Source organism: Pannonibacter sp. I15F10I1, from assembly GCF_900185665.1.
Taxonomy (GTDB): Bacteria; Pseudomonadota; Alphaproteobacteria; order Rhizobiales; family Stappiaceae; genus Pannonibacter; species Pannonibacter indicus.
The window spans coordinates 78116-102968 of sequence record NZ_FYAN01000008.1; the positions used below are offsets into that span (position 1 = coordinate 78116).

At 62.6% G+C, this 24853-nt stretch carries 18 protein-coding genes; 11 read left to right on the top strand and 7 right to left on the bottom strand.

Annotation, left to right across the window (positions count from 1 at the left end; all coding sequences use genetic code 11):
* Positions 1 to 34 precede the first annotated feature (34 nt).
* The 3 genes from ettA (at position 35) to IF10I1_RS06365 (ending at position 3671) form a co-directional block, all read left to right on the top strand.
* Positions 35 to 1684: an energy-dependent translational throttle protein EttA gene (ettA, locus tag IF10I1_RS06355; protein WP_122520501.1), complete on the top strand. Its 1650-nt coding sequence runs from the start codon at positions 35 to 37 to the stop codon at positions 1682 to 1684.
* A 390-nt stretch (positions 1685 to 2074) separates the two neighbouring features.
* A complete protein-coding gene (locus IF10I1_RS06360; protein WP_050474937.1) occupies positions 2075 to 2359 on the top strand; it encodes a helix-turn-helix transcriptional regulator in 285 nt (94 codons plus the stop codon).
* The gene (locus IF10I1_RS06365; RefSeq protein ID WP_186391107.1) at positions 2349 to 3671 is read left to right on the top strand and encodes a type II toxin-antitoxin system HipA family toxin; all 1323 of its coding nucleotides are present in this window, start codon (positions 2349 to 2351) and stop codon (positions 3669 to 3671) included. Before IF10I1_RS06360 ends, IF10I1_RS06365 begins: the two co-directional genes overlap by 11 nt.
* Before the next feature lie 35 nt (positions 3672 to 3706).
* Here the strand turns inward: IF10I1_RS06365 and IF10I1_RS06370 are convergent, their stop codons facing one another.
* Positions 3707 to 5956: a mechanosensitive ion channel family protein gene (locus IF10I1_RS06370; protein ID WP_208977237.1), complete on the bottom strand. Its 2250-nt coding sequence runs from the start codon at positions 5954 to 5956 to the stop codon at positions 3707 to 3709.
* A 165-nt stretch (positions 5957 to 6121) separates the two neighbouring features.
* Positions 6122 to 7576, bottom strand: coding sequence for a beta-1,3-glucanase family protein (locus IF10I1_RS06375; protein ID WP_186391105.1), 1455 nt, complete (start codon positions 7574 to 7576; stop codon positions 6122 to 6124).
* Between the two features lie 179 nt (positions 7577 to 7755).
* On the opposite strand from IF10I1_RS06375, the gene IF10I1_RS06380 reads away from it, so the two are divergent.
* The gene (locus IF10I1_RS06380; RefSeq protein WP_094463227.1) at positions 7756 to 8394 is read left to right on the top strand and encodes an MOSC domain-containing protein; all 639 of its coding nucleotides are present in this window, start codon (positions 7756 to 7758) and stop codon (positions 8392 to 8394) included.
* Between the two features lie 13 nt (positions 8395 to 8407).
* On the opposite strand, the gene IF10I1_RS06385 is transcribed toward IF10I1_RS06380, so the two are convergent.
* Positions 8408 to 9661, bottom strand: a complete 1254-nt coding sequence (locus IF10I1_RS06385; RefSeq protein ID WP_186391104.1) for a dienelactone hydrolase — start codon at positions 9659 to 9661, stop codon at positions 8408 to 8410.
* A gap of 216 nt (positions 9662 to 9877) precedes the next feature.
* Positions 9878 to 11554, bottom strand: coding sequence for a methyl-accepting chemotaxis protein (locus IF10I1_RS06390; protein WP_058899322.1), 1677 nt, complete (start codon positions 11552 to 11554; stop codon positions 9878 to 9880).
* 547 nt (positions 11555 to 12101) lie between these two features.
* On the opposite strand from IF10I1_RS06390, the gene IF10I1_RS06395 reads away from it, so the two are divergent.
* Positions 12102 to 12476, top strand: coding sequence for a RidA family protein (locus IF10I1_RS06395; RefSeq protein ID WP_186391340.1), 375 nt, complete (start codon positions 12102 to 12104; stop codon positions 12474 to 12476).
* Between the two features lie 35 nt (positions 12477 to 12511).
* Here IF10I1_RS06395 and IF10I1_RS06400 read toward each other — a convergent pair whose 3' ends face one another.
* Positions 12512 to 12853 (bottom strand): DUF2293 domain-containing protein, encoded by a 342-nt coding sequence (locus tag IF10I1_RS06400; protein ID WP_186391103.1) that lies wholly within the window; start codon positions 12851 to 12853, stop codon positions 12512 to 12514.
* Between the two features lie 19 nt (positions 12854 to 12872).
* Complete coding sequence (locus tag IF10I1_RS06405) at positions 12873 to 14852, bottom strand: bifunctional diguanylate cyclase/phosphodiesterase (protein ID WP_208994262.1); 1980 nt, start codon at positions 14850 to 14852, stop codon at positions 12873 to 12875.
* Positions 14853 to 15002: 150 nt separating this feature from the next.
* Here IF10I1_RS06405 and IF10I1_RS06410 point away from each other — a divergent pair, with 150 nt between their 5' ends.
* Together IF10I1_RS06410 and IF10I1_RS06415 are read left to right on the top strand one after the other, a co-directional pair.
* Complete coding sequence (locus IF10I1_RS06410; protein WP_163001300.1) at positions 15003 to 15236, top strand: hypothetical protein; 234 nt, start codon at positions 15003 to 15005, stop codon at positions 15234 to 15236.
* 93 nt (positions 15237 to 15329) lie between these two features.
* Complete coding sequence (locus tag IF10I1_RS06415; RefSeq protein WP_050474297.1) at positions 15330 to 15965, top strand: metalloregulator ArsR/SmtB family transcription factor; 636 nt, start codon at positions 15330 to 15332, stop codon at positions 15963 to 15965.
* Between the two features lie 8 nt (positions 15966 to 15973).
* Here IF10I1_RS06415 and IF10I1_RS06420 read toward each other — a convergent pair whose 3' ends face one another.
* Positions 15974 to 16897 (bottom strand): LysR substrate-binding domain-containing protein, encoded by a 924-nt coding sequence (locus IF10I1_RS06420; RefSeq protein WP_186391102.1) that lies wholly within the window; start codon positions 16895 to 16897, stop codon positions 15974 to 15976.
* Positions 16898 to 17293: 396 nt separating this feature from the next.
* Here IF10I1_RS06420 and IF10I1_RS06425 point away from each other — a divergent pair, with 396 nt between their 5' ends.
* The 4 genes from IF10I1_RS06425 to metH all read left to right on the top strand — a co-directional run bounded on the left by IF10I1_RS06425 (position 17294) and on the right by metH (position 24811).
* Entirely contained in the window at positions 17294 to 18379 is a 1086-nt protein-coding gene (locus tag IF10I1_RS06425; protein ID WP_050474268.1) for a DUF2336 domain-containing protein, read from the top strand.
* A 328-nt stretch (positions 18380 to 18707) separates the two neighbouring features.
* Entirely contained in the window at positions 18708 to 19721 is a 1014-nt protein-coding gene (locus IF10I1_RS06430; protein WP_058900728.1) for a metalloregulator ArsR/SmtB family transcription factor, read from the top strand.
* A gap of 1 nt (position 19722) precedes the next feature.
* Positions 19723 to 20637: a methylenetetrahydrofolate reductase [NAD(P)H] gene (gene metF / locus IF10I1_RS06435; protein ID WP_186391101.1), complete on the top strand. Its 915-nt coding sequence runs from the start codon at positions 19723 to 19725 to the stop codon at positions 20635 to 20637.
* Positions 20638 to 21082: 445 nt separating this feature from the next.
* A complete protein-coding gene (gene metH, locus IF10I1_RS06440; protein ID WP_186391100.1) occupies positions 21083 to 24811 on the top strand; it encodes a methionine synthase in 3729 nt (1242 codons plus the stop codon).
* Positions 24812 to 24853: the final 42 nt, after the last annotated feature.

A 24853-nucleotide genomic window follows, 5' to 3' on the forward strand; every position in this document is an offset into this window, starting at 1 on the left:
CCGGCACAATTCCAAAACGGAGATGCGAGGCCCCATGGCGCGCCAGTTCATCTATCACATGCATGGCCTCAACAAGGCCTATAACGGCAAGAAGGTGCTCGACAACATTCACCTGTCGTTCTACCCGGATGCCAAGATCGGTATTCTCGGCCCCAACGGCGCCGGTAAGTCGACCCTGCTCAAGATCATGGCCGGCCTCGACAAGGACTATACCGGTGAGGCCTGGGCGGCGGAAGGCGCCAAGGTCGGCTATCTGCCGCAGGAGCCGAAGCTCGACGAGGGCAAGACCGTTCTGGAAAACGTGATGGAAGGTGTCGCCCACAAGCAGGCGATCGTCGACCGTTACAACGAGCTGATGATGAACTACTCGGACGAGACGGCCGAGGAAGGCGCGAAGCTGCAGGACATCATCGACGCGGAAGACCTGTGGAACCTTGAGAGCAAGGTCGAGATGGCGATGGAAGCCCTGCGCTGCCCGCCCTCCGACAGCCCGGTGGACAATCTTTCGGGCGGTGAGCGCCGCCGCGTGGCGCTGTGCAAGCTGCTGCTGAGCGAGCCGGACCTGCTGCTGCTCGACGAACCGACCAACCATCTGGACGCTGAAACCGTTCACTGGCTGGAGCGGCACCTGCGCGAGTTCAAGGGCTCCGTGCTGATCATCACCCACGACCGCTACTTCCTCGACAACGTCACCGGCTGGATCCTGGAGCTGGACCGCGGCCAGGGCATCCCCTACGAGGGCAACTACTCCGCCTATCTGGAGAAGAAGACCAAGCGCATGGAGCAGGAAGGCCGCGAGAACATGGCCCGCTCCAAGGCGATTGCGCGCGAGCGCGAGTGGATGGGCATGTCGCCGAAGGGCCGCCAGACCAAGTCCAAGGCGCGTATCCGCGCTTATGAGGATCTGGTGGCGGCGCAGGAAGGCCGTATGCCGACGATCGAGCAGATCCTCATTCCGGTGGGCGAGCGCCTTGGCGCCAACGTCATCGAGCTGAAGAACGTCTCCAAGGGCTTCGGCGACCGCCTGCTCATCGAGGACCTGTCCTTCAAGCTGCCGCGCGGCGGCATCGTCGGCATCATCGGGCCGAACGGTGCGGGCAAGACCACCCTGTTCAAGATGCTCACCGGCCAGGAAAAGCCGGACAGCGGTGAAGTCATCATCGGCGACACCGTGCATCTGGGCTATGTGGACCAGTCGCGCGACAAGCTGGACCCGAACAAGACGGTCTGGGAAGAAATCTCCGACGGCAACGAGATCATTTATCTCGACGGCAAGGAAATCAACTCCCGCGCCTATTGCTCGTCCTTCAACTTCAAGGGCCCGGCCCAGCAGGCCAAGGTGGGCGACCTCTCCGGCGGTCAGCGCAACCGCGTGCACCTCGCCAAGGTGCTGAAGCAGGGCGCCAACGTTCTGCTGCTTGACGAGCCGACCAACGACCTCGACACCGAGACGCTGGCCGCCCTCGAAGACGCGCTGGAAAACTACGCCGGTTGCGCCGTGGTCATCTCGCACGACCGCATGTTCCTCGACCGCCTTGCCACCCACATGCTCGCCTTTGAAGGCAACAGCCATGTGGAATGGTTCGAGGGCAACTTCGAGGACTACGAGAAGGACAAGGTCCGCCGCCTCGGCGCCCACGCCGCCGACCCGAGCCGCATCAAGTACAAGCCGCTGACGCGCTGAGACTAATGCCAGCTCTCGATGAGCTCGGCTCATCGAGAGCTGGTTAAGCCCGTGCGGCGCTTGAGCATTTTCAAGGCGTGATGCGTGAGCATCGAAAGCCTTGGTGTAAAGTGGTTTCAAGCTGCAGTTTTGCAAAAGGAAAATCCCCGGGCCGGTGGCCCGGGGATTTTTGTTTTGGTGGGGCGTTGAGTGTGAAACGTGTCCAAAATTATGGACGTGAGCGGCACTTGCGGCCAAAACTTTGGACGTGGCTTGATGTAGCTCGAAAAATCAGGCAGGATGTCCATAATTATGAACGCAAAGCTTTTTGTGTTCATTCAAATGAACAAACAGACGATCTCCATGCCGCGTCAGAGAAGCTATTCGAGGGGGACCCGCCAGGCGCTTGCGATGCTTGGCAAGCTGATCCGTGCCGGGCGCATCGAGCGCGGCATGACCGCACAGGAACTGGCGGAACGGGCCGGTATCAGCCGCACAACGCTCTCCAGCATCGAGAAGGGAGCAGCAGGGCCTGAAATCGGCATCGTCTTCGAGGTCGCTGCGCTCGCCGGGGTCCGCCTGTTTGACCCTGATGAGCGTAGTCTGCAGAGGGAAAATGCCCGTCTTGACGAGAAACTGACCCTGCTGCCCAAGAGTGTGCGGCCCAAGGTGAAGGAGCCTGATGATGACTTCTAGGGCGGCAGCCAGCCAAGCCTTTGTCTGGATCTGGCTGCCGGGTGCAACGGAGCCGGTGGTGGCTGGCCGCCTCGATCAGGACGGCGGGCGCCTGTTCTTCACCTATGGCGCCAGCTACCGCGCCCGCAGGAATGCCGTTGCCATCTATGAGCCGGAACTGCCGCTGCAGGAAGGTGTGATTGCCCCTGCGCCGGGTCTGCAGATGGCCAGTTGTATTCGCGATGGCTCGCCCGATGCCTGGGGACGACGGGTCATCATCAACAGGCTGACAGGCTTGAAGCCAGATGCGGACCGGGTGCCTGAACTCAGCGAGCTGACCTTTCTTCTCCAGTCAGGATCAGACCGTATTGGCGCTCTGGATTTTCAGGCATCGGCCACCGAGTTTGTTCCAAGGCTTTCAGCAGGGGCCTCGCTTGATGAGCTGATGGAGGCGGCTGGCCTCATTGAAAAAGGCAGGCCACTGCCTCCTGCGCTCGATCAGGCGCTCCGGCATGGCACGTCGATCGGCGGGGCGCGGCCCAAGGCAATGATTGATGACGGGGCGAAGAAGCTCATCGCCAAGTTCTCGGCCAGCAACGATACCTACAGCGTTGTGAAAGGCGAGTTCATTGCGATGACCCTGGCCAGAGCCTGCGGCTTGAATGCAGCGCCGGTCTCGCTGACCCGTGCCGCCCACAAGGACGTATTGCTGATCGAGCGCTTCGACAGGACCCCGGCGAGGGATGGCTGGACGAGGCATGCCATGGTTTCGGGCCTGACGATGCTGGGCCTTGATGAAATGATGGCCCGCTATGCGTCCTATGAAGATCTTGCCGAACTGATCCGCCACCGCTTTACAGATCCCAAGGCCACACTCCGGGAACTGTACGGGCGTATGTGCTTCAATGTGCTGTGCGGCAACACGGATGACCACGCCCGCAATCATGCCGCCTTCTGGGATGGCAGAATGCTGACCTTGACACCGGCCTATGACATTTGTCCGCAAGGGCGCACGGGCAACGAAGCCTCGCAGGCCATGCTGATCAAGGGCGATGCGCGTGCCAGCACGCTGGCCACTCTGCTGGCTGCAACTCAGGACTTTCATCTCAAGCCAGCGGAGGCGGCAGCGTTGATCGAACAGCAGATCAACATCATCGCCGGGAACTGGCAGACAGCCTGCGCTGAGGCTGAACTCAGCCCCGTTGATCAGAGGCTGTTTGCGGGACGCCAGTTTCTCAACAGCTACGCATTGGAGGGCCTGGAGGGCCACAAGGCGCTGCGGGAGGCATTCCTGGCCGCGCGGGAGATGCTGCTCGCAGGCAAGGCTTCCTGAACTGGCTTCGCCGGAAGGGGGCTGGGGCGTACCTGCTACTGTGGATCCTGTCCCTGGCCGCCGGCCTCCGCCGCTGCAAGCCCTGCATGGGCGCCGGCGGCAGCGCTGGCGATCTGGGCCGGAGTGGGGGCGGGCAGCAGGTTGCCGCCTGCATCGGCGACGCGGACGGTGACTTCCCGGTGAGCAAAGCGGATGCCGTTTTTCTCGAACAGGTCCTGCAGCCCGGCATAGACCACCTTGCGCAGCTCGAATTGCTTGCCGGGTTTTGACATGAACTTCACCCGCGCAATCATGGCGCTGTCCTCCATGGAGAGGATGCCCTGCGACTTCAGCGGATCGAGGAACATCGGCCCGTAATAGGGATCATCCAGCAGATCCTGGCCGAATTTCTTGATGATCTTGCGCATCTTCTCGGTGTCCGTGTCATAGGTGACGCGGAAGGCGAGCTTCATGATGGCCCAGTCGCGCGAGTAATTCTGCACGTGCTTGATTTCGCCGAAGGGCACGGTCGTCAGCGCGCCGCGGTGGTGGCGCAGCTGCATGGAGCGGATGGAGATTTTCTCCACGGTGCCCTTGGCGCTGCCGATGTCGATGTACTCGCCTTTGCGGAAGGCGTCATCGATCAGATAGAAGGCGCCGGAGAAGATATCCCGGATCAGCGTCTGCGCGCCAAAGCCGATGGCAAGACCGACGACACCGGCACCGGCGAACAGCGGGGCAATGTCGATGCCGATCTGCGACAGGATCAGCATGCCCGAGATCACCACGATGGTGATCAGCAGGAAGTTGCGGAAGATCGGCAGCAGGGTGGAGAGGCGGCTGTCGCCGGTGCCGCCTATCTCCATTTCTCCGGGCGCGTGGGTGGACGCATCCGGGCGCTGGAGGTCCCGCCGCACCGCCTGCGCAACGGCGATTTCCACCGCCTGATAGGCCATGTAGCCAAGGAAGCCGACGATGGCCACCTCCATCAGGTTGCCGAGGATGGAGCTTTGGTCGTGGATCGAGATGCCCCAGACCTTGAGCAGCAGCCAGGCGGAAAAGACGAGGGTGAGGATGGCCGCGCCATGGTCGAAAAGCGCGCGGTAGGGGGCGCGGGCGGCCTCTGCCTCCAGCGCTTCGGCTTCGGCCTGTGAGGCATTGGCGGTGGTGTCTGGGGCTTCTCCGGCCGCTGTCTCGGCGCGGGCAAGGTCATCCATCAGCACGGCCTTCGCCCTGCGCGTGTCGAGGCGCGGCAGCAGCCGGTCGATCAGCAGCATCAGCACGGCCTGCAGCAGCAGCGCGGCCACCAGCACCAGCACCGGCGCGCTGACAAGGCCGGTGGCAAAAGGCCGGTCGAGGAGGATGCGGAAGCTGGCCGTGCCGAAGGCGAAGAGGAAATACAGGATCGCCATCACGTGCCAGATGCTGGCGATGAAGTGGAGGGCAGTGTGCACTGCGCTTTCGTCCTCTGCGCCTCCCATGATGGCATTGGCGACGCTCTTGCGCCAGACAATGGCAATGGTGGAGAGAATGCAGGTCGACAGGGCGGCAGAGAAGACGAGCGCCACCTTGTGCGCACTGGCCTCCAGCCCGAGGGCGCGCATCCAGATGGAGAGCGAGATGACGAAGGCCGAGAGGCCGAGCCCGGTGACCAGCGCCGTGTTGAGCCTTGCGGCGGACTGATCGTCAAAGGCCAGCATGCGGCAGGAGGGGGTGTCCGGCGCAATGATGTTGAACAGGATCAGCCGGATCAGGCTCCAGGCGGTGAAGCCCAGAATGCCGATCTGCACGGTCACCCGGGAGGCATGCAGATCCTCATGCAGCAGCACGGCCACCAGCCAGGCGGTGATCAGGAAGACAACCAGTTCCAGCAGCATCACCGCGCCGCGCCCGAGCAGGAAGGCGACCTTGCCCGCGCGGGTTTCGGGCGCCGGGGGAAAGCGGTGGAGATAAACCGCCTCTGCCCAGCGGCGGAACAGGGCCTGCACGGCTGTGCCCGCAACCAGCGCTGCTGCCAATAGGGCAAAGGCGGACCAGAGCCAGTCCAGCGAGCCATCCGGCGACATGGCGCGGAGCGTTGCCGCCATTTTTCCCGGCAGGGTGGGCAGTTCTGCGGCCAGCTGCTGCAGCGCGCCGCGCAGCTGGAAACTCTCCTGCATCGCGTCATTCATGGCGATGGCTGCCGCGCTGCTGCCTGTTGCCGTGTCTTGGGCTGAGGCGGGGCCTGAAGCTGCGGCGCCGGTGAGGGCGCCAGCCAGGCTCAGGCACAGGATCATGCTGGAGAAGCGGTGCGCTGCCGCGGTCAACCCGTGTCCAACTTTGTCCGCAAACGCCATCATTCCACGCCCCCAGTCCCTACAGGCTGCCCCAGCATGCCGTTGGGGACGCATGGTAATGCCAGAGTGTTTACGTCTGCTGTCTTTTTTGAAGGCCTGCCGCAGCACAGGCCGGCTGCTGCGGCAGGCGCTGTCTCAACTCGTGGGTTGGGCAGGAGCTGTGGCGCCCGGCACCCATTGCAGGTTGGCCGGCCAGCTGTAGACGGTCTTGCTGTCATTCCAGCTGCCGGCGGCATTCAGGCAGCCGCCTGTCTCGATCTGGCCGTTCTTCACCCAGATGTAAGCGCCGGGGCCGGCGCCGGTGAACTGCATCTGTGTCCACTCCGTCAGGTCCGGCAGGAAGCCGCCGTAGGCGCCCCCCGGGCTTCCCGCCGTGTTGGCGGAAGGCTCATAGACCCAGTTGCCGATGCGGATTGCCCCCAGCGCGCCGCTGCCTGACCCGATGCCGAACTGGTAGGTGCCGCTGGAGGGCTGATTGCTGCCGCCGCCCGGATTGTCCGTGTAGCCATAGGCCATGCTGTCGGCGAGGATCGAGACGGTCACCGGCTGGGCCGGATCTGCCTGGATGAGCACCTTCAGATTGCTGTCCGCATAGGGAAAACCATAGGAATTGGTGCCGTTGTGGATCGCCTGCGCATAGAGGTTGCCATTGCCGCCGGCGAAAGGCGTCTGGCCCGGAAACTGGCTGGAGTTGTTGGGCCCTGTGGGGGTGAAATAGCCCTCGTTGAAGCCGATCATCAGGTTGCGGAACACCGAGTTGCTGATGATCTGTGAGGCTGGCTGGCCGGATGGGTCATTCTTTGACGTGCGGTTCTGCGGCACGACGCGGCCATTGAAGATGATGGTGCCGCCATCGCAGCGGTAGATGATCGAACTGCTGAGGTTGATCGCCGTCAGCTCGAATGTGTCGCCCTGGTCGCCCTTCAGGGAGAGGATCACGCCGGTTTTCGGATCGGCTGCCTGGAAGTTGCCGGTAAAGGTCTCGGGAGAACCGCCGGGCGGGGTGTCGGAAACGATGGTGACGGGGGCATTGGCCTTGACGAGGCTCACCACGTAGGGGGTCATGTCGGGATATGCTGAGGGTATGATGGTGGGCCCGATCACCAGCTGCTGGCCGGAAACCGTGGTGATCACCGCGCCCTGTCCATGTTTCGTCAGAACCGAATTCTTCATGGTGTTGATGAGGGTAGGGGTCATCGGGTCCTTGTAGCCGAGCGAGAAGCTGCCCCCTCCGGCCTCCGTGCCCGCAATGGCGAGCGGCAGGCCGAGCAGATCCACATTCGACATGTTGATCCAGAGGTTGTCTCCCGCCGTCAGGCAGCTGAACTCGATCCAGCCGTAGTAGAAGCCGCCGGTCGGGGTGGGCGGATTGGGGAACGGGCCGAGCCCCGCATAGAGCCGTCCGGATTTGATGGTGGTGAAGCTGATGGCGGCGTTCGTGATCTGCGACAGGGACGTAACCGCGCCAAGCGTGATGCCGGTCAGACCTGTGACGTCCTCGCCGGTCAGCAGGATGTAGATATCTTCGTCTGGGGCCGTTGGCTTCCCGCGCAGATTGACGAGATTCAGGGTGACGCTGCTGGTGCTCATTCGGATCTCCTTGGAGGGTCTGTTCCTCCTCCGGCAGGACGCAATGCGGCCGAGATTGTGCGCCTTCGCCGTGCAATTTGCGTGATACTCACTTCACGCCAATTCATTGGCCGCTCCCGCCTGCATGCGCTAAGTATCCGGCCTTGGGTGAAGCCGGAAAACTTGAGGGGCAAGGCGTCATGAATGTGGAGACAGGTGAGGCCGGGCATGCGGCGCTTGAGGACAGGCTGGCGCGGCTGCAACGGGTGCCTGCGCGCAAGATTTCCGGCAAGACGGCCGAAGTGCTGCGAACGGCGAAGAAATCAGATTTTGCGACGGAGACCTGCGCGGCGCTGGATCTTGGTTTTGACGGCATCGAAGGCGACCGGCATGGCGGACGCACCCGGCGCTCGGGCGGGCGCGAGCCCTGGTATCCCCGCGGCACGGTGATGGTGAACGAGCGTCAGCTCTCCATCCTGTCGGTGGAGGAACTGACGCTGATTGCCTCGCGGATGGAACTGGATGCGCTGCCCGCCGGCTGGATCGGCGGCAATGTGGTGACGCAAGGCATCCCCAGCCTCAGCCTGCTGCCGCCGCGCACCCGGCTCGTGTTTGAGAGCGGGGCTGTTTTGCGGGTGGATGGCTACAATTCACCCTGCCGGGCTGCTGGCCGCAAGATTGCGGAGCATGTGCCGGAGCGCGAAGGGCTCGATCTGCTGTTCCCGAAGACCGCGCAATATCTGCGCGGCCTTGTCGCTTTCGTCGAACTGCCGGGGCGCATCCTGCCGGGCGATGCCATTACGGCGCATCTGCCGGAGCACTGGATCTATCCGGGCTGATTGGGGGAAGGAGTTACTCCCCCTTCTCCAGGTGCTCGAAGCGCAGGCCGATGGCACTGCCTTGCGGGAAGCCTTCCCAGTAGGTGTGGTCCGCGTTGGGCTTGCCATCCGCATTCATCGACCAGACGCCATCCTCCGCATAGGGCAGGAGCTTGAGGTACTTGCCCTCGTCCGTCTTGCTCTTGAGGTTGATGTTGAGGAAGGCGGTGGTGAAGTGCTGGAGGATGTTGTTCATCCGCACGCTGTCCCACACCGGATCGGCATAATGCTGGAACGGCGGGAAGCCGATGGCCTCGCTGAAGGCGTAGCTTTCTGCCGGAGCGGGCATGGGTGCGGCGGCATTGTGGCCCGCATTGACGAAGGTCAGCAGATAGCGGTCGGTGCCCTTGGCTTCCTGCCAGATCTTGCGGATGCCGTCGCTGTAGCCGGAAATCTCGTCCTGATTGCCGCCCACGATCAGGGCCGGAACGCGCAGGCCGCCAAGACCGTCGGCATTCATGGCATTGGATTTGCGCGCCCAGGGGCCGACGGAGACAATGGCCTTGAGGCGCGGATCGACCAGCGCTTCATGGCTCTCGCTTCCGGCGAGATGGCGCTCAAGGAACGCGCCCTTGCCATCAGCCCATGAAGCCTCGCGGGCAAAATCGGCAAGGCCAGCACCGCCGGAAAGCAGCGTGCCGTAACCGCCCATGGAATAGCCGATGAGGCCGGTCCGCTCGGTGGACAGAAGTCCCTCCAGCGGGCCGCCCGGCGTCTTGCCCAGCTCATCCATGGCATTGAGCACAAACATCTGGTCCAGCGGACGGTTGACCAGTGTCGAGATGAAAGCGGCCCTGTTGTCATAGGTGGATTCGGTGTGGTCGATGGAGGCAACGACAAAGCCCTTGCTGGCAAGGTTCTCCGCCAGCGGGCTCATCAGGAAGCGGTTGCCCGGATAGCCGTGGGAGATGATGACCAGCGGATAGGGCGCGCCGCTCAGGTCCGGTTCGGCGGCGCGCGAGGCGCGGCCGCTGAGTTCGATCATCGTGCTGCCGTCCCGCATCATCGCCTTGAGCGGAGTGGGCTTTGCATCGGCGGCAGCCGGATAGAACACCTCGACCGTCAGCGGTCTGTCATAGAGGACAGGCTCCTTGTCAGGTTCCGAGTTCAGCACATCGATCTGGCCCGGATTGGTCAGTTCGATGGTCGTCACGCCAACCCCATAGCTTCCATAGGCCGCAAGCACGGGGGCATCGGGGCGGATGGTGTCTATTCTGTTTTCGGCCATTGCAGATCCAGGGGGGACAGCGAGGGAGAGAAGCAGCGGGGCCACTGCCAGCAAGTGCCTGATTTTCATGATGACCTCGAAGGAAATGCAAGCGTGAAAGTGTTCCGGATGCAACTTGTGCCGGGATAGTGCGGCCTCATTGTGCCCGTCCTGTGGCAACGAAAAGGCCGGGCCACGGGGACCCGGCCTTTTCAGCCAGAACGCTTGTTCTGTCCGTCAGGCGGCGCGGACGCCGCTGAGGAAACTTTCCACCTCGGTGCGAAGCGCCAGCGCGTCGCGCGTCACCGCTGCTGCGGCCTGTTCCACACTGGTGGCAGCGCCGCGGGTTTCGCTGGCCGCGTGGGAGACTTCTAGGATGTTGTCCGTCACATCCTGCGTCCCGCGCGAGGCCTGCTCGACGTTGCGGGCGATTTCGCTGGTGGCGGCGCCCTGTTCCTCGACGGATGCGGAAATGGCGGCCGCAATGTGGTTCATCTCTTCCACGGTCTTGCCGATGGATTGCACTGCGTCCACGGCCACCCGCGTTTCCGACTGGATGGCCGAAATCTGCGTGGTGATTTCCTCGGTTGCCTTGGAGGTCTGCGAGGCCAGTTCCTTCACCTCGGCCGCCACGACGGCAAAGCCCCTGCCTGCTTCACCGGCGCGCGCCGCCTCGATGGTGGCGTTGAGGGCAAGGAGGTTGGTCTGCTCGGCGATGGCGCGGATGAGGTCCACCACTTCGCCAATCTTGTTGGCTGCGTTGGCAAGGCCCTGGATCTGGCCGTCCGTGCGCCGGGCCTCGTCCACCGCCTGCATGGCGATCTGCGAGGAACGGGAAACCTGCGACGCAATTTCGGAGATGGAAGAACTCAGCTCTTCCGTGGCGGAGGCAACCGTCTGCACATTGGCGGCGGCCTGCTGCGCCGCCGAGGCAACGGCGGTCGAGCTGGAGTTGGTGCCTTCGGCAATGCGGGCCATGTTGCGGGCGCTGCCTTCCATGCCGGAGGCGGACTGGGTAACCGCCTGCAGAAGTGCCGCGGCACTCGCATCGAAGCTGCGGGTCAGTTCCTCGATATGCAGGGCACGCGCCTCGCGCTGGGTCTGTTCTGCCGCCTGCGACTGAGCCAGATCACGGGCGCGGATCATCGTGTCACGGAAGATCTCCGTGGCCTCTGCCATATGGCCGATCTCGTCCTTGCGGCCGGTGCCGGGGATGGTAACGGTCATGTTGCCGTCGGCCAGCTGCCGGGTGACGCTGGTGATGGCCTCCAGCGGGCGGGTGATGCTGTTGGAGAGCACGAATGTGCCTGCGGCAATCGCCAGGATCAGCGGCACCATCCACATCAGCATCGTGAAAAGTTCCGAATAGAAGGCGGCGCTGATGTCGTCGATGTAGAGCGCGGATGTGATGGCCCACTGCCACGGGTCATAATTCATGGTGTAGGCAAGCTTGGGAGCTGCCACCGTCTCGTTCAGGCGGGGAAACAGGAATTCGGAGAAGCCGCCGCCCTTGCGTCCTGCTTCGATTTCGCCCTGGACAAAGAGATTGCCGGCAGGGTCCTTGGAGTTCCACAGGTTCTTGCCTTCGACGGATGCGCTCGGATGCGCCAGAATGAGGCCCTGATTGGCCGGGCTGGCATCGATGGCGAGGAAATAGTCATTGCCGTTGAAGCGCATGGTGCGCAGCACGGCCTTCGCGTTGGCCTGGGCCGTCTCAAGCGGCACACCGGCTGCCTTGGCTTCCTCGGCAATGGCCTTCACGACGCTCTGTGCCGTCTCCACCTGTGAGCGGATCAGATCGCGCCGGTCTTCGAGCATCGTGCTGCGCAGTGAAAAAATCTGTATTAGCCCGGTCAGCAAAACGGCACTGAGTGCCATCAGCGACAAAACGAGCATCTTCTGCTTGATCGTCATTCTTCCGCCCCTCGCGTGAAAGTGTTTCGGATCAAAACATCAGAATCTTTACGTGAAATTAATTGGACGAATTTCCGATTGGTTGATTTTTGTCTGTAAAATTTGAAAAGTACGCAGGGTTATTTCTGATTATTGTATGTTGTTTAAAGTATTTTCTCTGGTGTGAATGAGGGTTGGGTTGCATTCTTTTTATTTGTATGCAAACGAAAAAGATCTCCGTTAGTCCTGTTGACGCGTGTCATCCTCTGCTGGCCAGACGGGTGCGGCTGTGTCTGGAAAAATACCGATGATCGCTGCTTTTGGCGGTTCCGTGTCTTGAAGCTGTGCTTGCCGTCCGGGCTCTGTGCAAGTTGTTCCGGTGATCCCGGCTGCTCTCGCGCGCTGGCATGGAGAAAAGAATTCCTGTTAGATCGGCTTGCGGAATGTGCTGGCGGGCATGCCGGACTGTCCGGATGCTGCTGGCGCGGCGAAGACAAGAGACAAGAGACAAGAGACAAGCGACAGGCGACAGGCGACAAGGGGAACTGACTTGCTTCCAATCCATCACATGATTTCCGGCGGGCCGCGGCCCGTTGCGCCGTTCTCTCATGCGGTCGAGGCCGATGGCTGGGTGTTCATCACCGGGCAGATGCCGACGGATCCGGCTGCCCCGGATGCGCCGCTGCCGGAGGGGATTGCCGCCCAGACGGCACGGGTGATGGAGAACCTGAAGCTTGTGCTGGCGGGCGTTGGGCTCGGGCTGGAGCATGTGACCATGGCCCGTGTCTATCTGACGGACTTCCACCGCGACTATGCGCTGATGAACGGGACCTACAGCAGCTACTTTGAACCGGGCAAGCTTCCCGCCCGCACCTGCATCGGCGTCACCGGTCTTGCCGTTCATGCGCTTGTGGAGATCGATCTCGTCGCGCGGCGGCCGTGAAGCGTCAGTGCCCGGGCATCTGATGTGAGGCGGGGTTAGTCCGCGTCTGCCTCGGCGATGCGCAGGCCGGAGCCCCAGTCTGTGAGCTGGTCATTGAGATCATCCAGCACGAAATGCCGGGCCGAATCCCGGTCGTAGCCTTCGGCAAGAAGCGCGTCATATTCGGTGGCGGTGTGGCGGATGTGGGAGGTCAGGGCCTGCTGCACGGCAATGGACGGCGGCAGGTGGCGCAGATGCCCGGCCATGGCGCCGGACAGGACGGCCTGCGCATCAAACAGGGGAATGCGCGGGGCCAGCTGGCGCAGCGCCTTGCGCATGTCTTTCTGCCGGCGCGTGCCCCCGGTCTGGGGCACCGCAAGTTCGGTTTCATCCGGCACCGGCCGTCTCTCCTGATCCTCAGTTCAGAGGCAGGGATACCACACCTTGCCGGGCTGCGGGCTGATGATAGTCCGCGTGTTCCAGCCATGCGGCTGCTTCTCTGGCGGGCATGGGCCGGGCGATCAGGTAGCCCTGGATATACCGGCAGCCAAGGCTGTGCAGCCGGTCGCGCTGGGCTTCTGTCTCGATGCCTTCCACCACACAATCCAAGGACATGGAGCGGCACAGGGCAATGATCGACGAGACGATGCCGTGGCCGCTCGGGTCATTGATGCCTGACACGAAACTCTTGTCGATCTTCACCCGGTCGATCGGCAGCCGGTGCAGATAGCCAAGGCTCGAATAACCGGTGCCGAAATCATCGAGAGCCAGCCTTGCGCCTGTCTGGCGCAGCAGGCGCATGGACTGCTCGGCGCTCTCGTAGCTGCGCATCACCGCCGTTTCCGTGATCTCGAATATCAGCCGGTGCGGCTGGATGGTGCTGCGCCCCAGCAGGGCGAGCAAGGTGAGCACCGTTTCCTTGCTGGTGATGTCGTGGGCCGACAGGTTGAAGGACAGGGAGAGATGCGGCGGCAATTGGCTCATCGCCGCCAGCGCCTTGCCAAAAAGCGAGATGGTGAGGCGCCGCATCAGGCCGGAGCGCTCCGCCTGCGGGATGAACTGATCCGGCGGGACCTGACCGAGAAGGGGGCTGTGCCAGCGGGCAAGCGCTTCAAAACCGGTGATGCTGCCTTTCTGCAGGTCGAGGATCGGCTGCAGATAGACCTCGAATTCCTCTTCAAGATCTGCGCCTTGCAGGGCGCTCTCGATTGCCCGGTCAGAGCGGATCTGCCTTTCGTGTTCCACAGAATAAAGCGTCGCCTGACCGCGCCGTCCGGTCTTGGAGTTGTAAAGCGCGTAGTCAGAACGGTCGAACAGTTCGTGGACCGTGCGCTCGGCATCCGGGAAAACCGCGAGGCCGCAGGAGCAGCCAATCCGGACGAAAATTCCCTCAATTTCATAAGGGGTTGCGATGATGTCGCAGATCGATTGGCCAAGCGCCTCCAGATCCTCAGCCGGAGCCTCGATGATCATGCCGAACTCGTCGCCGCCCAAGCGGCTGATCTGAAGCCGGGTGCCGCTGCTGACCAGTCCCTTCAGCCGGTCACCCGCTTCTGCGAGCAGAAGGTCGCCAAAATGGTGGCCATAGGTGTCGTTCACCGGCTTGAACCGGTCAAGGTCAAGGACGCCGACAGCAAAGCTGGTGTGCGTTGAGGAGGCGTCCTGGATGCGTTTTTGCAGGGCAGAAAAGAAATGGCGGCGGTTCGGCAGGCCGGTGAGCACATCCGTATGGGCGAGGATGGCGTTTTCCTCGCTCAGCCGCTCGGTCTCCTGCTGCTTCTGCGCCAGTGCCCGCTGCGCCTGGATCACGTTCGTGAAGGCCTTGTGGCCATTGAACAGCACCTGGATCAGCACAAGGCTGACCAGGAAAATATTCATCGAGATGGCGTGAAAGACCGTCAGATCAAGGCGGCTGTAGTAGACAATGTAGGGCACTGTCACCAGCGCCATCACCAGAAGCGCAGCCTGAGGCAGGTTCATCAGGCAGAAGATGCAGCCGACCACCGTGATGGCGATGAAGAGGGCGACATGCCCGCGCTCCAGCGGTCCGCCATAGCTGTCGAGTGCCAGCGACCAGGTCACATATGCAAGCGCCAGAACGCCACTCAGAAAGAGGGTCCGGCGCAGCTGGTAAAGGGCTTCCTCTGGAGACACGGCATCGGCAGACCGGCGCAGCCAGGCCACGGCCCGCACTGAACAGATGATGAAAAGCGGCAGGAGCAGCCAGATCGTCAGATAGTCCGGGGCCAGACCGTAATGTGTAAAAGACACGGCGCCCGCGTTGACCATCAGCAAGGCATAGAGAAGCGGCACCTGCCGGCGCAGTTCCCTGAACTGAGCCAGAAGGATTTCCGGTTGCTGGCCTGACAAAGTCATCCAGTCAAGAAATCGGCGCATCGTTGTCACTCTTCGAACTCTCCTCTTCTACAGAGTATGAGGTCAAAGTAATAACCTGCATTTAACATGCCCTAGCGTTTTTTGCGATGATCTCGCAAGGGTACCTTCATCTCAGGTGGCGGCATTTCTTTAGAATTGTTGAGTTCCACCGTGATCTTTCCATCGCCGGAAAAGAAGGGGCAGGCTTCGTTGCTGCCGGTTTTCTTCGCACTGCAGCAATTCGCGAACTTTCTGGGGAAGTGCAATGTCGTCAAGGAGTTCGGGGGGCAAGTCACGCAGTTGCGGGTGGTACCCACGCCTGCCGGCCGGGCGCGTGATGTGCCTTGCAGCAAAAACGGCAAGGGTGCTGGCAAATTGGAAAGCGCGATTGAGGAACATGGCTGACCCTATAAAGAAAGTTTTTTCTTTCTAAATTAGATTCCGGAATATGAAAAGTGAAATCTTTTTATATGGCCGGTCCCGTGCTATGTTCAGCCCATGTCAGACAGAACCCGCACCCGTATTCTCAACGCCCTGAAGGCTGGCGGCCCGCAGACTGCGGCGGAACTCGCCGCATCGCTCTCCGTCACGCCTGTTGCCGTGCGCCAGCATCTGGACGGGCTGCTGCAGGAGGAACTGGTTGACTTCGAGGACATGAAGGGGGCCGTCGGCCGTCCGCGCCGCGTCTGGGCGCTGAGTGCTGCCGGCCATGCCCGTTTTCCGGACAACCATTCGGCCCTGATCCTGTCGCTGCTCTCCGGCCTACGGGAGCTTTACGGCGCGCAAGGGGTGGAGGACCTGATTGCCTTCCGCGAGAAGGAAATGCAGGTGGCTTACGAAAAGGAACTGGCTGGAGCTTCAGCGCTGTCCGACCGGTTGTCCTGTCTTGCGGATCTGCGCAACCGGGAGGGCTATATGGCTGAAGTCGAGCGGGACGCGGACGGCAGCTGGCTTTTTATCGAGAACCACTGTTCCATCTGCGCGGCGGCGTCCGTTTGCCAGGGCCTTTGCCGGTCGGAACTGTCGCTCTTTGCCAGTGTCCTCGGGCCGCAGGCCGAAATCGAGCGCTGCGAGCATCTGCTGTCCGGCGGACGGCGCTGTGTCTACCGCATTCGCGAGCGGGCTGCTGCCTGAGGGAGTGCCTAACTAATTTCCAGCGGCGTTGCAGCCACGCCAAGCCCGCTGAGTGTGACCGCCAGTGTATCCCGCAGGATCTCGAAATCCTTCCGCCGCGGGGATGTGCGCCGCCAGGCAAGGCCCACCATGCGGGCAGGCTGGGGCTCCTGAAAGCGGAGCAGGGCAACGCGGTCGTCGCGCACCTCCACATCGGCGCAGATTTCCGGCAGCAGGGTGACGCCATAACCGGCGGCGACCATCTGCATCACCGTGGCAAGGCTGGTCGCCCCCAGAGAGGACCGGCGGCCCGAGGTGACGATCTGGCAGTAGTTGAGCGCCTGGTCGCGCAGGCAATGCCCTTCCTCCAGCAGCAGCAGTTCCTCCTGGCGGATCTCGTCAATGCCGATCCGCCGCCGCTCGTCGAGATCGGGTGTGTTGTGCACCGCCAGAAGAAAGCGGTCTTCAAAGAGGGGCAGGGTGGTCAGTTCCGGCTGGCCGAGGGGCAGCGCGGCGATGATGGCGTCCAGCTCTCCGGCCATCAATTCCTGCACCAGCACGTCCGTCAGGGTTTCGCGCAAGGTCAGCCGCAGGTCCGGATGGCCGCTCTGCAGCTTGGGCAGGACGCGGGGCAGAAGATAGGGCGCGATCGAAGGGATGATGCCAAGACGCAGCGGCCCGGTGAGCGGCTGGCCCCGGTGGCGGGCGTAGTCCATCAGATCGCGCACATCGGCGAGGATGCGCCGCCCGCGCCTGACCACTTCCTCGCCTTCCGGCGTCAACCGGGCAAGGCCGGAGCGCCGCTCGACCAGCATGATGCCCAGGCTTTCCTCCAGCTCCTTGATCTGCATGGACAGGGCAGGCTGTGTGACGGCGACAGCCTCCGCAGCCTTGCGGAAATGCAGGTGGGTGGCGAGGGCGTCGAGATAGCGAAGCTGGCGGAGTGAGATCATGTGATCAGTTTATCTTATTTAAAAGCCGAATCAATCCTATTGGACCTGATGTCCGATTTCCGCCAGCATGGCTCTGTGAGTAGTTTCCAGCTACTGGTGCCAGACTGGGCGGTTCTTTTGGGGCCGCCCATTTTTTTATTTGATCAATAAATTACGCTACGTAATTTCCCTCCCGCGCCCCGTTTGGCAAGCTTCGCGCAAGCTTCGCAGGCTGGTGTGATCGGGTGGCTTTGGTTCTCTTGAGCTTCAAATTGTTGAAGTAACAAAGAAAAATGAGTTGATTAAAATTTTAAACGATAGTTGGTAAAACATACTTAGAGAATACGTTTTGGCGTTACTCTTATCTTCAAGAATCGCTATTAGAGTGCTGGCGTGTCCTCGAATGTGGGTTGAGAGATGACAGAAGCGTTGCAGACGGAGCTTGTGAATTTTGGCGGACTATCGTCCGAAGCCAGCGCAGACCGGAAGGCGGAACTCGCCCGTCATGTTGCCGTACTCTTCTCTCTGACCTCAGACAAATGCTCCGACGAACAGGTCGACATATATGACTCTGTCCTGTTGCGGCTGGTGAACATGGTGGAAGTGGAGGTCCGGCGCTTCGTGGCCGAGCGGCTGGCCGAACTTCGCCGGGGCCCCGAGCGCACCATCCGCCAGCTGGCTGGCGATGAGATCGAAGTCGCCGAAACTCTGCTGCGCCGTTCCAGTGTGCTGAAGGATCCCGAACTCGCCGGGATTGCCGATGTCAACAGCAATGCCCACCGCCTTGCCATCGCCCAGCGTGAAGTTCTGTCAGAGGAAGTCACCGACGTTCTGGTCCGCCGCGGTGACATCCGCGTCAAGCGCCGTGTCGCCGCCAACCCGGGGGCCGCGTTCTCGCTGGAAGGGTTCGAGGGGCTGCTGGATGCTGCGGCTGAGGACCATGCCCTGCAGCTAGCGCTGAGCGAGCGCCGCGATCTTGCCGATGCGCATATCGCCCGGCTGGTGGAAGTGGCCACCGAATCCGTCCGCCAGAAGCTGGTGATTGCCGGTGCGCTGGCCGATGCGGAGCAGCTGCCGCAGGCCGCCCGCATTGCCGAACAGCGCATGTCGAATGACTACTGGCTGAGCCGTTACGACTTTGAAGCGGCGCGCACCCGTGTGCTGACACTGATGCGCGACGGGCGCCTCAACGAGAGCAGCCTGCGCTGGCTGGCAGCCGATGACCGGTTTGCCGAAGCGGTGGTGGCTTTCGCCTCCCTGACCAAGGTCAGCGTCACCGAGGCCAGCAACTGGATGGTCCGCCTTGACGTGGAGCCTTTCCTCATCGTGGCCAAGGCCAACAATCTGTCGTCACTGACGGTGGCGACCCTGCTGAAGGTCGGCCCCTGGCGCCACCGGCTCACGGTTCAGGCCCGCGCGCAGGCGCTGGCGCGCTTCGACGCCATGCGGGTTGAGGACGCCCGTCAGCGCTTTGCCCTGCGGTCCGATCTTCCTGCAGACTGAGTTTCTACAGCGCCTCAAGCTGACCTGGCCCGGCTCGAAAGAGATCCGGGCCTTTTTTCAAGCTTTGGCGGAAGAGCCAAAGCTTGAGCACGGACGTGACCCATGCCCGCATCAAGCCGTTTGCGGAGCAGAATAACGAGTCGCCAGAGTCACTTAGCCGGGGTGGCTGATGCTCTGAGTCCGGTGCTTCACCCTACTGCTCACATGAAGCCTTTCTTCACCTTGTGCCGGAACATGAGGCGCCTCAGGGCTTGCACGTACGTCTGGCGTGGTATAAAGATATATTTATATGAAGAAGCGCCGGTTGCGGCGGTATGGTGTGGACGGCATGAGCGGCGATCAGCATCTCTCCATCGAAGACCTGTTGTCGGGCCTGCGGGCGGCCGGTGAGCCGAGCCGTCTGCGGCTTCTGGCGCTGCTTGCCCGCAGCGAGCTGACGGTGAAGGATGCGACGGCAATCCTCGGCCAGAGCCAGCCGCGCATCTCCCGGCATCTGAAACTGTTGGCAGAGGCAGGTCTCGTGCGCCGCTATCCGGAAGGTTCCTGGGTGTTCTACCGGCTGGCTGAAGATGCTGCTGGGGATCTGGCCCGGGATCTCGTTGCCCGCCTCACGCCTTCCGATGATGTGCTGGAAGCCGATGCGGCCCGCTTTGACGGCCTGCGCAAGGCCAAGGCGGAAGAGGCGGCTGCCTATTTCGCCGCCAAGGCGCAGGTGTGGGATCAGGAGCGCTCGCTGCATGTGGCCGAGCGCGATGTGGAAGCAGCCATGCTCCGGGCGCTGGGCAACAAGCCGTTCCAGTCTTTCCTGGATCTTGGCACCGGCACGGGCCGTCTGCTCGAGCTGTTTGCCCCGCTTTACACCACGGCGCTGGGCGTCGATGCCTCGCATGACATGCTGGCCGTCGCCCGCGCCAATCTGGCAGGGCAGGGGTTGACACAGGCGCAGGTGCGCCATGGCGATATCTACGCCCTCAATGTGCCGCCGGCTTCCTTTGATGTGGTGGCGGTGCATCAGGTGCTGCATTTCCTGGACGATCCGGCCCGTGCCCTGGCCGAGGCTGCCCGGGCGCTGCGCCCCGGCGGGCGGCTGATGATCGTCGATTTCGCCCCGCATGAGCTTGAGTTCCTGCGCGAGGAGCATGCCCACCGCCGTCTCGGCTTCTCCCGCGAGCAGATGGGCCGCTGGCTGCAGGGGCTTGGGCTCGACGTGGAAGACGTCACCGATCTTGTGCCTGCATCTGCAGGCAATCATTCAGCACTGACTGTCACCCTGTGGCTGGCGCGCGACCCGAGGGTCGTGACGGACCTGCCGCTCGCCGATCTAACCCGCGAGGTTGCGTAACATGTCCACTTCCACCGACGCCCGCCGTTCGCACAGCAGCGAGAGCGCACCGGTCAAGGTGTCCTTCGAGTTCTTCCCGCCGAAGACGGACAAGATGGAAGCGACCCTGTGGTCCACCATCCAGAAGCTTGAGACCCTGTCGCCCTCCTTCGTGTCGGTCACCTATGGCGCGGGCGGCTCCACCCGTGAGCGGACCCACCGCACGGTGGAGCGCATCCTCAAGGAAACGCCGATGCTTCCGGCAGCCCATCTCACCTGCGTCGGGGCATCCCGCGCGGATGTGGACGCGGTGGTGCAGGATTACTGGGATCTCGGCGTGCGCCACATCGTGGCCCTGCGCGGCGATCCGCAGGAGGGCGTCGGCACGGCTTATGTGCCGCGTGAGGACGGCTATGCCTATGCCAGTGATCTGGTGGCCGGGATCAAGGCGATCGGTGATTTCGAGATTTCCGTCTCGGGCTATCCGGAACGCCATCCCGAAAGCACGGATTGGCAGGTCGAGATCGACAACCTGAAGCGCAAGATCGATGCTGGCGCGAGCCGCGTCATCACCCAGTATTTCTTCGACAACAATCTGTTCGAAGCCTATCTGGAGCGCATCGCCAAGGCGGGCCTCTCCATTCCGGTGGTGCCGGGCATCCTGCCGATCCTGAACTTCGATCAGGTGGTGAAGTTCTCGTCGGGCTGTGGAACCACCATTCCGGACTGGCTTTCCCGGCGCTTTGCCGGCCTTGATGATGACGCTGAAACCCGCAAGCTCGTCGGCGCCGCCGTTGCCTATGAGCAGGTGATGGATCTCGTCGACCGGGGCGTCAGCGACTTCCACTTCTACACCATGAACCGGGCCGAGCTGACCTTTGCCCTCTGCCACATGCTGGGGCTGGGGCAGGGCGAGACCGCGCGCCAGGTGGCGTGAGGGCATGGCCCGCAGTGAGGCATTTGCTTTGTATTGAGGTCTCTCCGCTCCCCTCCCCCTGGTGGGGAGGGGTAAGGGGTGGGGGGATCTGAGCCTGAAAGTGTCTGGGGCTCAGGTTTCCTAACCAGTCTTGTGAGGGGGCGGCGGAGATCTTCAAACTTCGTGCCGAGAGGAGAGGTTCTCCCCCCACCCCTCACCCCTCCCCACCAGGGGGAGGGGGGCTGAGACGCCGGGATATCGAAACGAAACTGCCACCCTCCGCCATGACCTTAACGGTTTCAGACGGGATGTGTGCATGTAGTAGACCTCGAACAGGTGCCTGACCGCTTGCCGGGAAGGGCAGTTTTGAACATGTCGGGCGCGGAGCGGAAGGTCTGCGCCGGACGGGAATGATCTTCAGGTCCGCGTGGCGGACCTTTTGTGTGACAGGAACCGGATCACATCCATGCTGAAGAAGTCTGACGTTTTCGACCGCCTCCACGCTGCCGCCGCCAAGCGCATTCTTGTGCTGGATGGCGCCATGGGTACGGAGATCCAGACGCTGAAGCTGGATGAGGATGCCTTCCGGGGGAGCCGCTTTGCCGATTGGCCGCAGGACCTCAAGGGCAACAACGATCTTCTGAGCCTGACGCGCCCTGATGATATCCGCGCCATCCATGTGGCCTATCTGGAGGCCGGGGCGGATATCGTTGAAACCAACACCTTCTCCTCCACCACCATCGCCCAGGCCGATTACGGCATGGAGGCGCTGGCCTATGAGCTGAATTTCGAGAGCGCCCGCCTTGCCCGCGAGGCCTGCGATCTGGTGACTGCCAAGGATCCGTCGCGCCCGCGCTTCGTGGCCGGTGCCATCGGCCCGACCAACCGTACCGCCTCCATCTCGCCGGATGTGAACAACCCCGGCTACCGTGCCGTGAGCTTCGACGATCTGCGCAAGGCTTATGCGGAGGCCGCACGCGGGCTCATCGAGGGCGGTGCCGACATCATGCTGGTCGAGACCATCTTCGACACGCTCAATGCCAAGGCCGCGCTCTTTGCCATTGACGAAGTGTTCGAGGAAAAGGGCGTCCGCCTGCCGGTGATGATCTCCGGCACGATCACCGACCTTTCGGGCCGCACCCTGTCCGGCCAGACGGCGGAAGCCTTCTGGTATTCCGTCCGCCACTCGCAGCCCTTCTCCATCGGCCTCAACTGCGCGCTGGGTGCCAAGGAGATGCGCGCCCATGTGGCTGATCTTGCGCGTATTTCTGATACGCTGGTCTGCGCCTATCCGAACGCTGGCCTGCCGAATGAATTCGGCGAATATGACGAGAGCCCGGAGCATATGGCGGGGCTTGTGGGCGAGTTTGCCGCTTCCGGCCTCGTCAACATCGTCGGCGGCTGCTGCGGCACCACGCCGGCCCATATCCGCGCCATTGCTGAAGCCGTGGCGGACAAGGCGCCGCGCGTGATGCCCGATGTGCCGCGCCTGATGCGCCTGTCCGGTCTTGAGCCCTTCGTGCTGACGCCGGAGATCAACTTCGTCAACGTCGGCGAGCGCACCAACGTCACCGGTTCTGCCCGCTTCCGCAAGCTGGTGAAGGAAGGCGACTATTCGGCGGCGCTGGATGTGGCCCGCCAGCAGGTGGAAAGCGGCGCGCAGATCATCGACGTGAACATGGACGAGGGGCTTCTGGATTCGGAAGCCGCAATGGTCACCTTCCTCAACCTCATCGCTGCCGAGCCGGATATCGCTCGCGTGCCGGTGATGATCGACAGCTCCAAGTGGACCGTCATCGAGGCGGGCCTCAAATGCGTGCAGGGCAAGCCCATCGTCAACTCCATCTCGCTGAAGGAAGGCGAGGAGGCGTTTCTGGCGCAGGCCAAGCTCGTGCGCCGTTATGGCGCGGCTGTGGTGGTGATGGCCTTTGACGAGAAGGGACAGGCCGACACCTTCGAGCGCAAGACGGAAATCTGCGCCCGCTCCTACAAGGTGCTGACGGAAAAGGCCGGTTTTGCGCCGGAAGACATCATCTTCGATCCGAACATCTTCGCGGTGGCCACCGGCATCGAAGAGCACAACAACTACGGCGTCGATTTCATCGAGGCGACGGGCTGGATCCGCGAGAACCTGCCCCACGCCCATGTGTCGGGCGGCGTGTCGAACCTCTCCTTCTCCTTCCGCGGCAACGAGGGCGTGCGCGAGGCGATGCATTCGGTGTTCCTCTACCACGCGATCAAGCGCGGCATGGACATGGGCATCGTCAACGCCGGTCAGCTCGCCATCTATGACGACCTCGACAAGGAACTGCGGGACCTGTGCGAGGACGTGGTGCTCAACCGCTCGCCGGAAGCGACCGATCGCATGCTGGAAGCGGCCGAGCGCTGGAAAGGCGAGGGCGGCAAGAAGAAGGAAGCTGATCTCAGCTGGCGCGAGTGGCCCGTGGCCAAGCGGCTGGAACATGCGCTCGTCAATGGCATCGACGACTACGTGGTTGAGGATACGGAAGCTGCCCGCCAGACCGTGGAGCGTCCGCTCCATGTGATCGAAGGGCCGCTGATGGACGGCATGAATGTTGTGGGTGACCTCTTCGGTGCGGGCAAGATGTTCCTGCCGCAGGTTGTGAAGTCCGCCCGCGTGATGAAGAAGGCCGTGGCCTATCTGATGCCCTTCATGGAGGAGGAAAAGCGTCTTTCCGGCCTCGAGGGCTCGTCCTCTGCAGGCAAGATCCTGATGGCGACGGTGAAGGGCGATGTGCATGACATCGGCAAGAACATCGTTGGGGTCGTGCTCCAGTGCAACAATTTCGAGGTGATCGACCTCGGCGTCATGGTGCCTGCCACGAAGATCCTGGAGACGGCCAAGGCGGAGAAGGTGGACATCATCGGCCTGTCCGGCCTCATCACCCCGTCTCTGGACGAAATGTGCCACGTGGCGGCGGAACTGGAGCGCGAGGGGCTGGATGTGCCGCTGCTGATCGGCGGGGCCACCACCAGCCGCATCCATACGGCGGTGAAGATCCACCCGAACTATGCCCGGGGACAGGCGATCTACGTGACCGATGCCGGCCGTGCCGTGGGCGTCGCCTCGCGCCTGATGAGCGAAGGCCAGCGTGATCCCTATTACGCCGAAGTCCGTACCGAATATGCCGAGATTGCCGAGGCGCATGCCAACGCGCGCGGGTCCGGTGCGCGCGTGTCCATCGTTGATGCAAGAGCCAACGCCTTCACCTGCGACTTCAGCCGCAAGCCGCAGGCACCGCGCAAGCCGGGCATCACCCGCTTCGACAATTTCCCGCTGGAAGAACTGGTGCCCTTGATCGACTGGACGCCCTTCTTCTCCACCTGGGAGATCAAGGGCCGTTATCCGGCGGTGCTGACCGACAACCGCTACGGCCCGGCAGCCAAGGCGCTTTACGATGATGCCCGGCGCATGCTGGACGAGATCGTGGAAGGGAAGCTGCTGACGGCGCGGGGCGTTGCGGGCCTGTGGCCTGCACAGGCGCGCGGCGATGACATCCTGCTCTTCGGCAGCGAGGACCGCACGAGCCCGATCGCCACCTTCTACACCCTGCGCCAGCAGATGGCCCGCACGGCAGGCGGGCGGGCCAATGTGGCCCTGTCCGACTTCGTGGCGCCGGAAGGCTCCGGCATTGCCGACTGGGTGGGCGGCTTTGCCGTTACCACCGGTCACGGCGAGGATGACCTTGCCGCCCGCTATGCCAAGGCGGGCGATGACTACAACAAGATCCTCAGCCAGGCGCTGGCCGACCGCCTTGCGGAAGCCTTTGCCGAGAAGCTGCACCAGATCGTCCGCAAGGACCTGTGGGGCTATGCGGCGGATGAGACCCTCAGCAATGAGGAACTGATCGAGGAGAAATATCAGGGCATCCGTCCGGCGCCGGGCTATCCGGCCCAGCCGGACCACACCGAAAAGCGCACGCTGTTCGATCTGCTCGGCGCGGAAGAGGCGACCGGCATCAACCTGACGGAAAGCTACGCCATGTGGCCGGGCTCTTCCGTCTCTGGCCTCTACTTCAGCCACCCGGACAGCCATTATTTCGGCGTCGGCAAGATCGAGCACGATCAGGTGGAAGACTACGCGCAGCGCAAGGGCTGGGACCTCGCCTATGCCGAGCGCTGGCTTGCTCCGATCCTCAACTACGACCCCCGCCGCCGCGCTGCGGCCGAGTGAGGCACGGCATCTGAGAGGCAGGCGGCACCATTCTGCTGCCTG

Bases quoted from the DNA above. Each gene is read 5' to 3' on its own strand.
- ettA (WP_122520501.1), top strand. From the start codon at position 35: ATGGCGCGCCAGTTCATCTATCACATGCATGGCCTCAACAAGGCCTAT.
- IF10I1_RS06360 (WP_050474937.1), top strand. From the start codon at position 2,075: ATGCTTGGCAAGCTGATCCGTGCCGGGCGCATCGAGCGCGGCATGACC.
- IF10I1_RS06365 (WP_186391107.1), top strand. From the start codon at position 2,349: ATGACTTCTAGGGCGGCAGCCAGCCAAGCCTTTGTCTGGATCTGGCTG.
- IF10I1_RS06375 (WP_186391105.1), bottom strand. From the start codon at position 7,576: ATGAGCACCAGCAGCGTCACCCTGAATCTCGTCAATCTGCGCGGGAAG.
- IF10I1_RS06380 (WP_094463227.1), top strand. From the start codon at position 7,756: ATGAATGTGGAGACAGGTGAGGCCGGGCATGCGGCGCTTGAGGACAGG.
- IF10I1_RS06385 (WP_186391104.1), bottom strand. From the start codon at position 9,661: ATGGCCGAAAACAGAATAGACACCATCCGCCCCGATGCCCCCGTGCTT.
- IF10I1_RS06390 (WP_058899322.1), bottom strand. From the start codon at position 11,554: ATGACGATCAAGCAGAAGATGCTCGTTTTGTCGCTGATGGCACTCAGT.
- IF10I1_RS06395 (WP_186391340.1), top strand. From the start codon at position 12,102: ATGATTTCCGGCGGGCCGCGGCCCGTTGCGCCGTTCTCTCATGCGGTC.
- IF10I1_RS06405 (WP_208994262.1), bottom strand. From the start codon at position 14,852: ATGCGCCGATTTCTTGACTGGATGACTTTGTCAGGCCAGCAACCGGAA.
- IF10I1_RS06415 (WP_050474297.1), top strand. From the start codon at position 15,330: ATGTCAGACAGAACCCGCACCCGTATTCTCAACGCCCTGAAGGCTGGC.
- IF10I1_RS06420 (WP_186391102.1), bottom strand. From the start codon at position 16,897: ATGATCTCACTCCGCCAGCTTCGCTATCTCGACGCCCTCGCCACCCAC.
- IF10I1_RS06425 (WP_050474268.1), top strand. From the start codon at position 17,294: ATGACAGAAGCGTTGCAGACGGAGCTTGTGAATTTTGGCGGACTATCG.
- IF10I1_RS06430 (WP_058900728.1), top strand. From the start codon at position 18,708: ATGAGCGGCGATCAGCATCTCTCCATCGAAGACCTGTTGTCGGGCCTG.
- metF (WP_186391101.1), top strand. From the start codon at position 19,723: ATGTCCACTTCCACCGACGCCCGCCGTTCGCACAGCAGCGAGAGCGCA.
- metH (WP_186391100.1), top strand. From the start codon at position 21,083: ATGCTGAAGAAGTCTGACGTTTTCGACCGCCTCCACGCTGCCGCCGCC.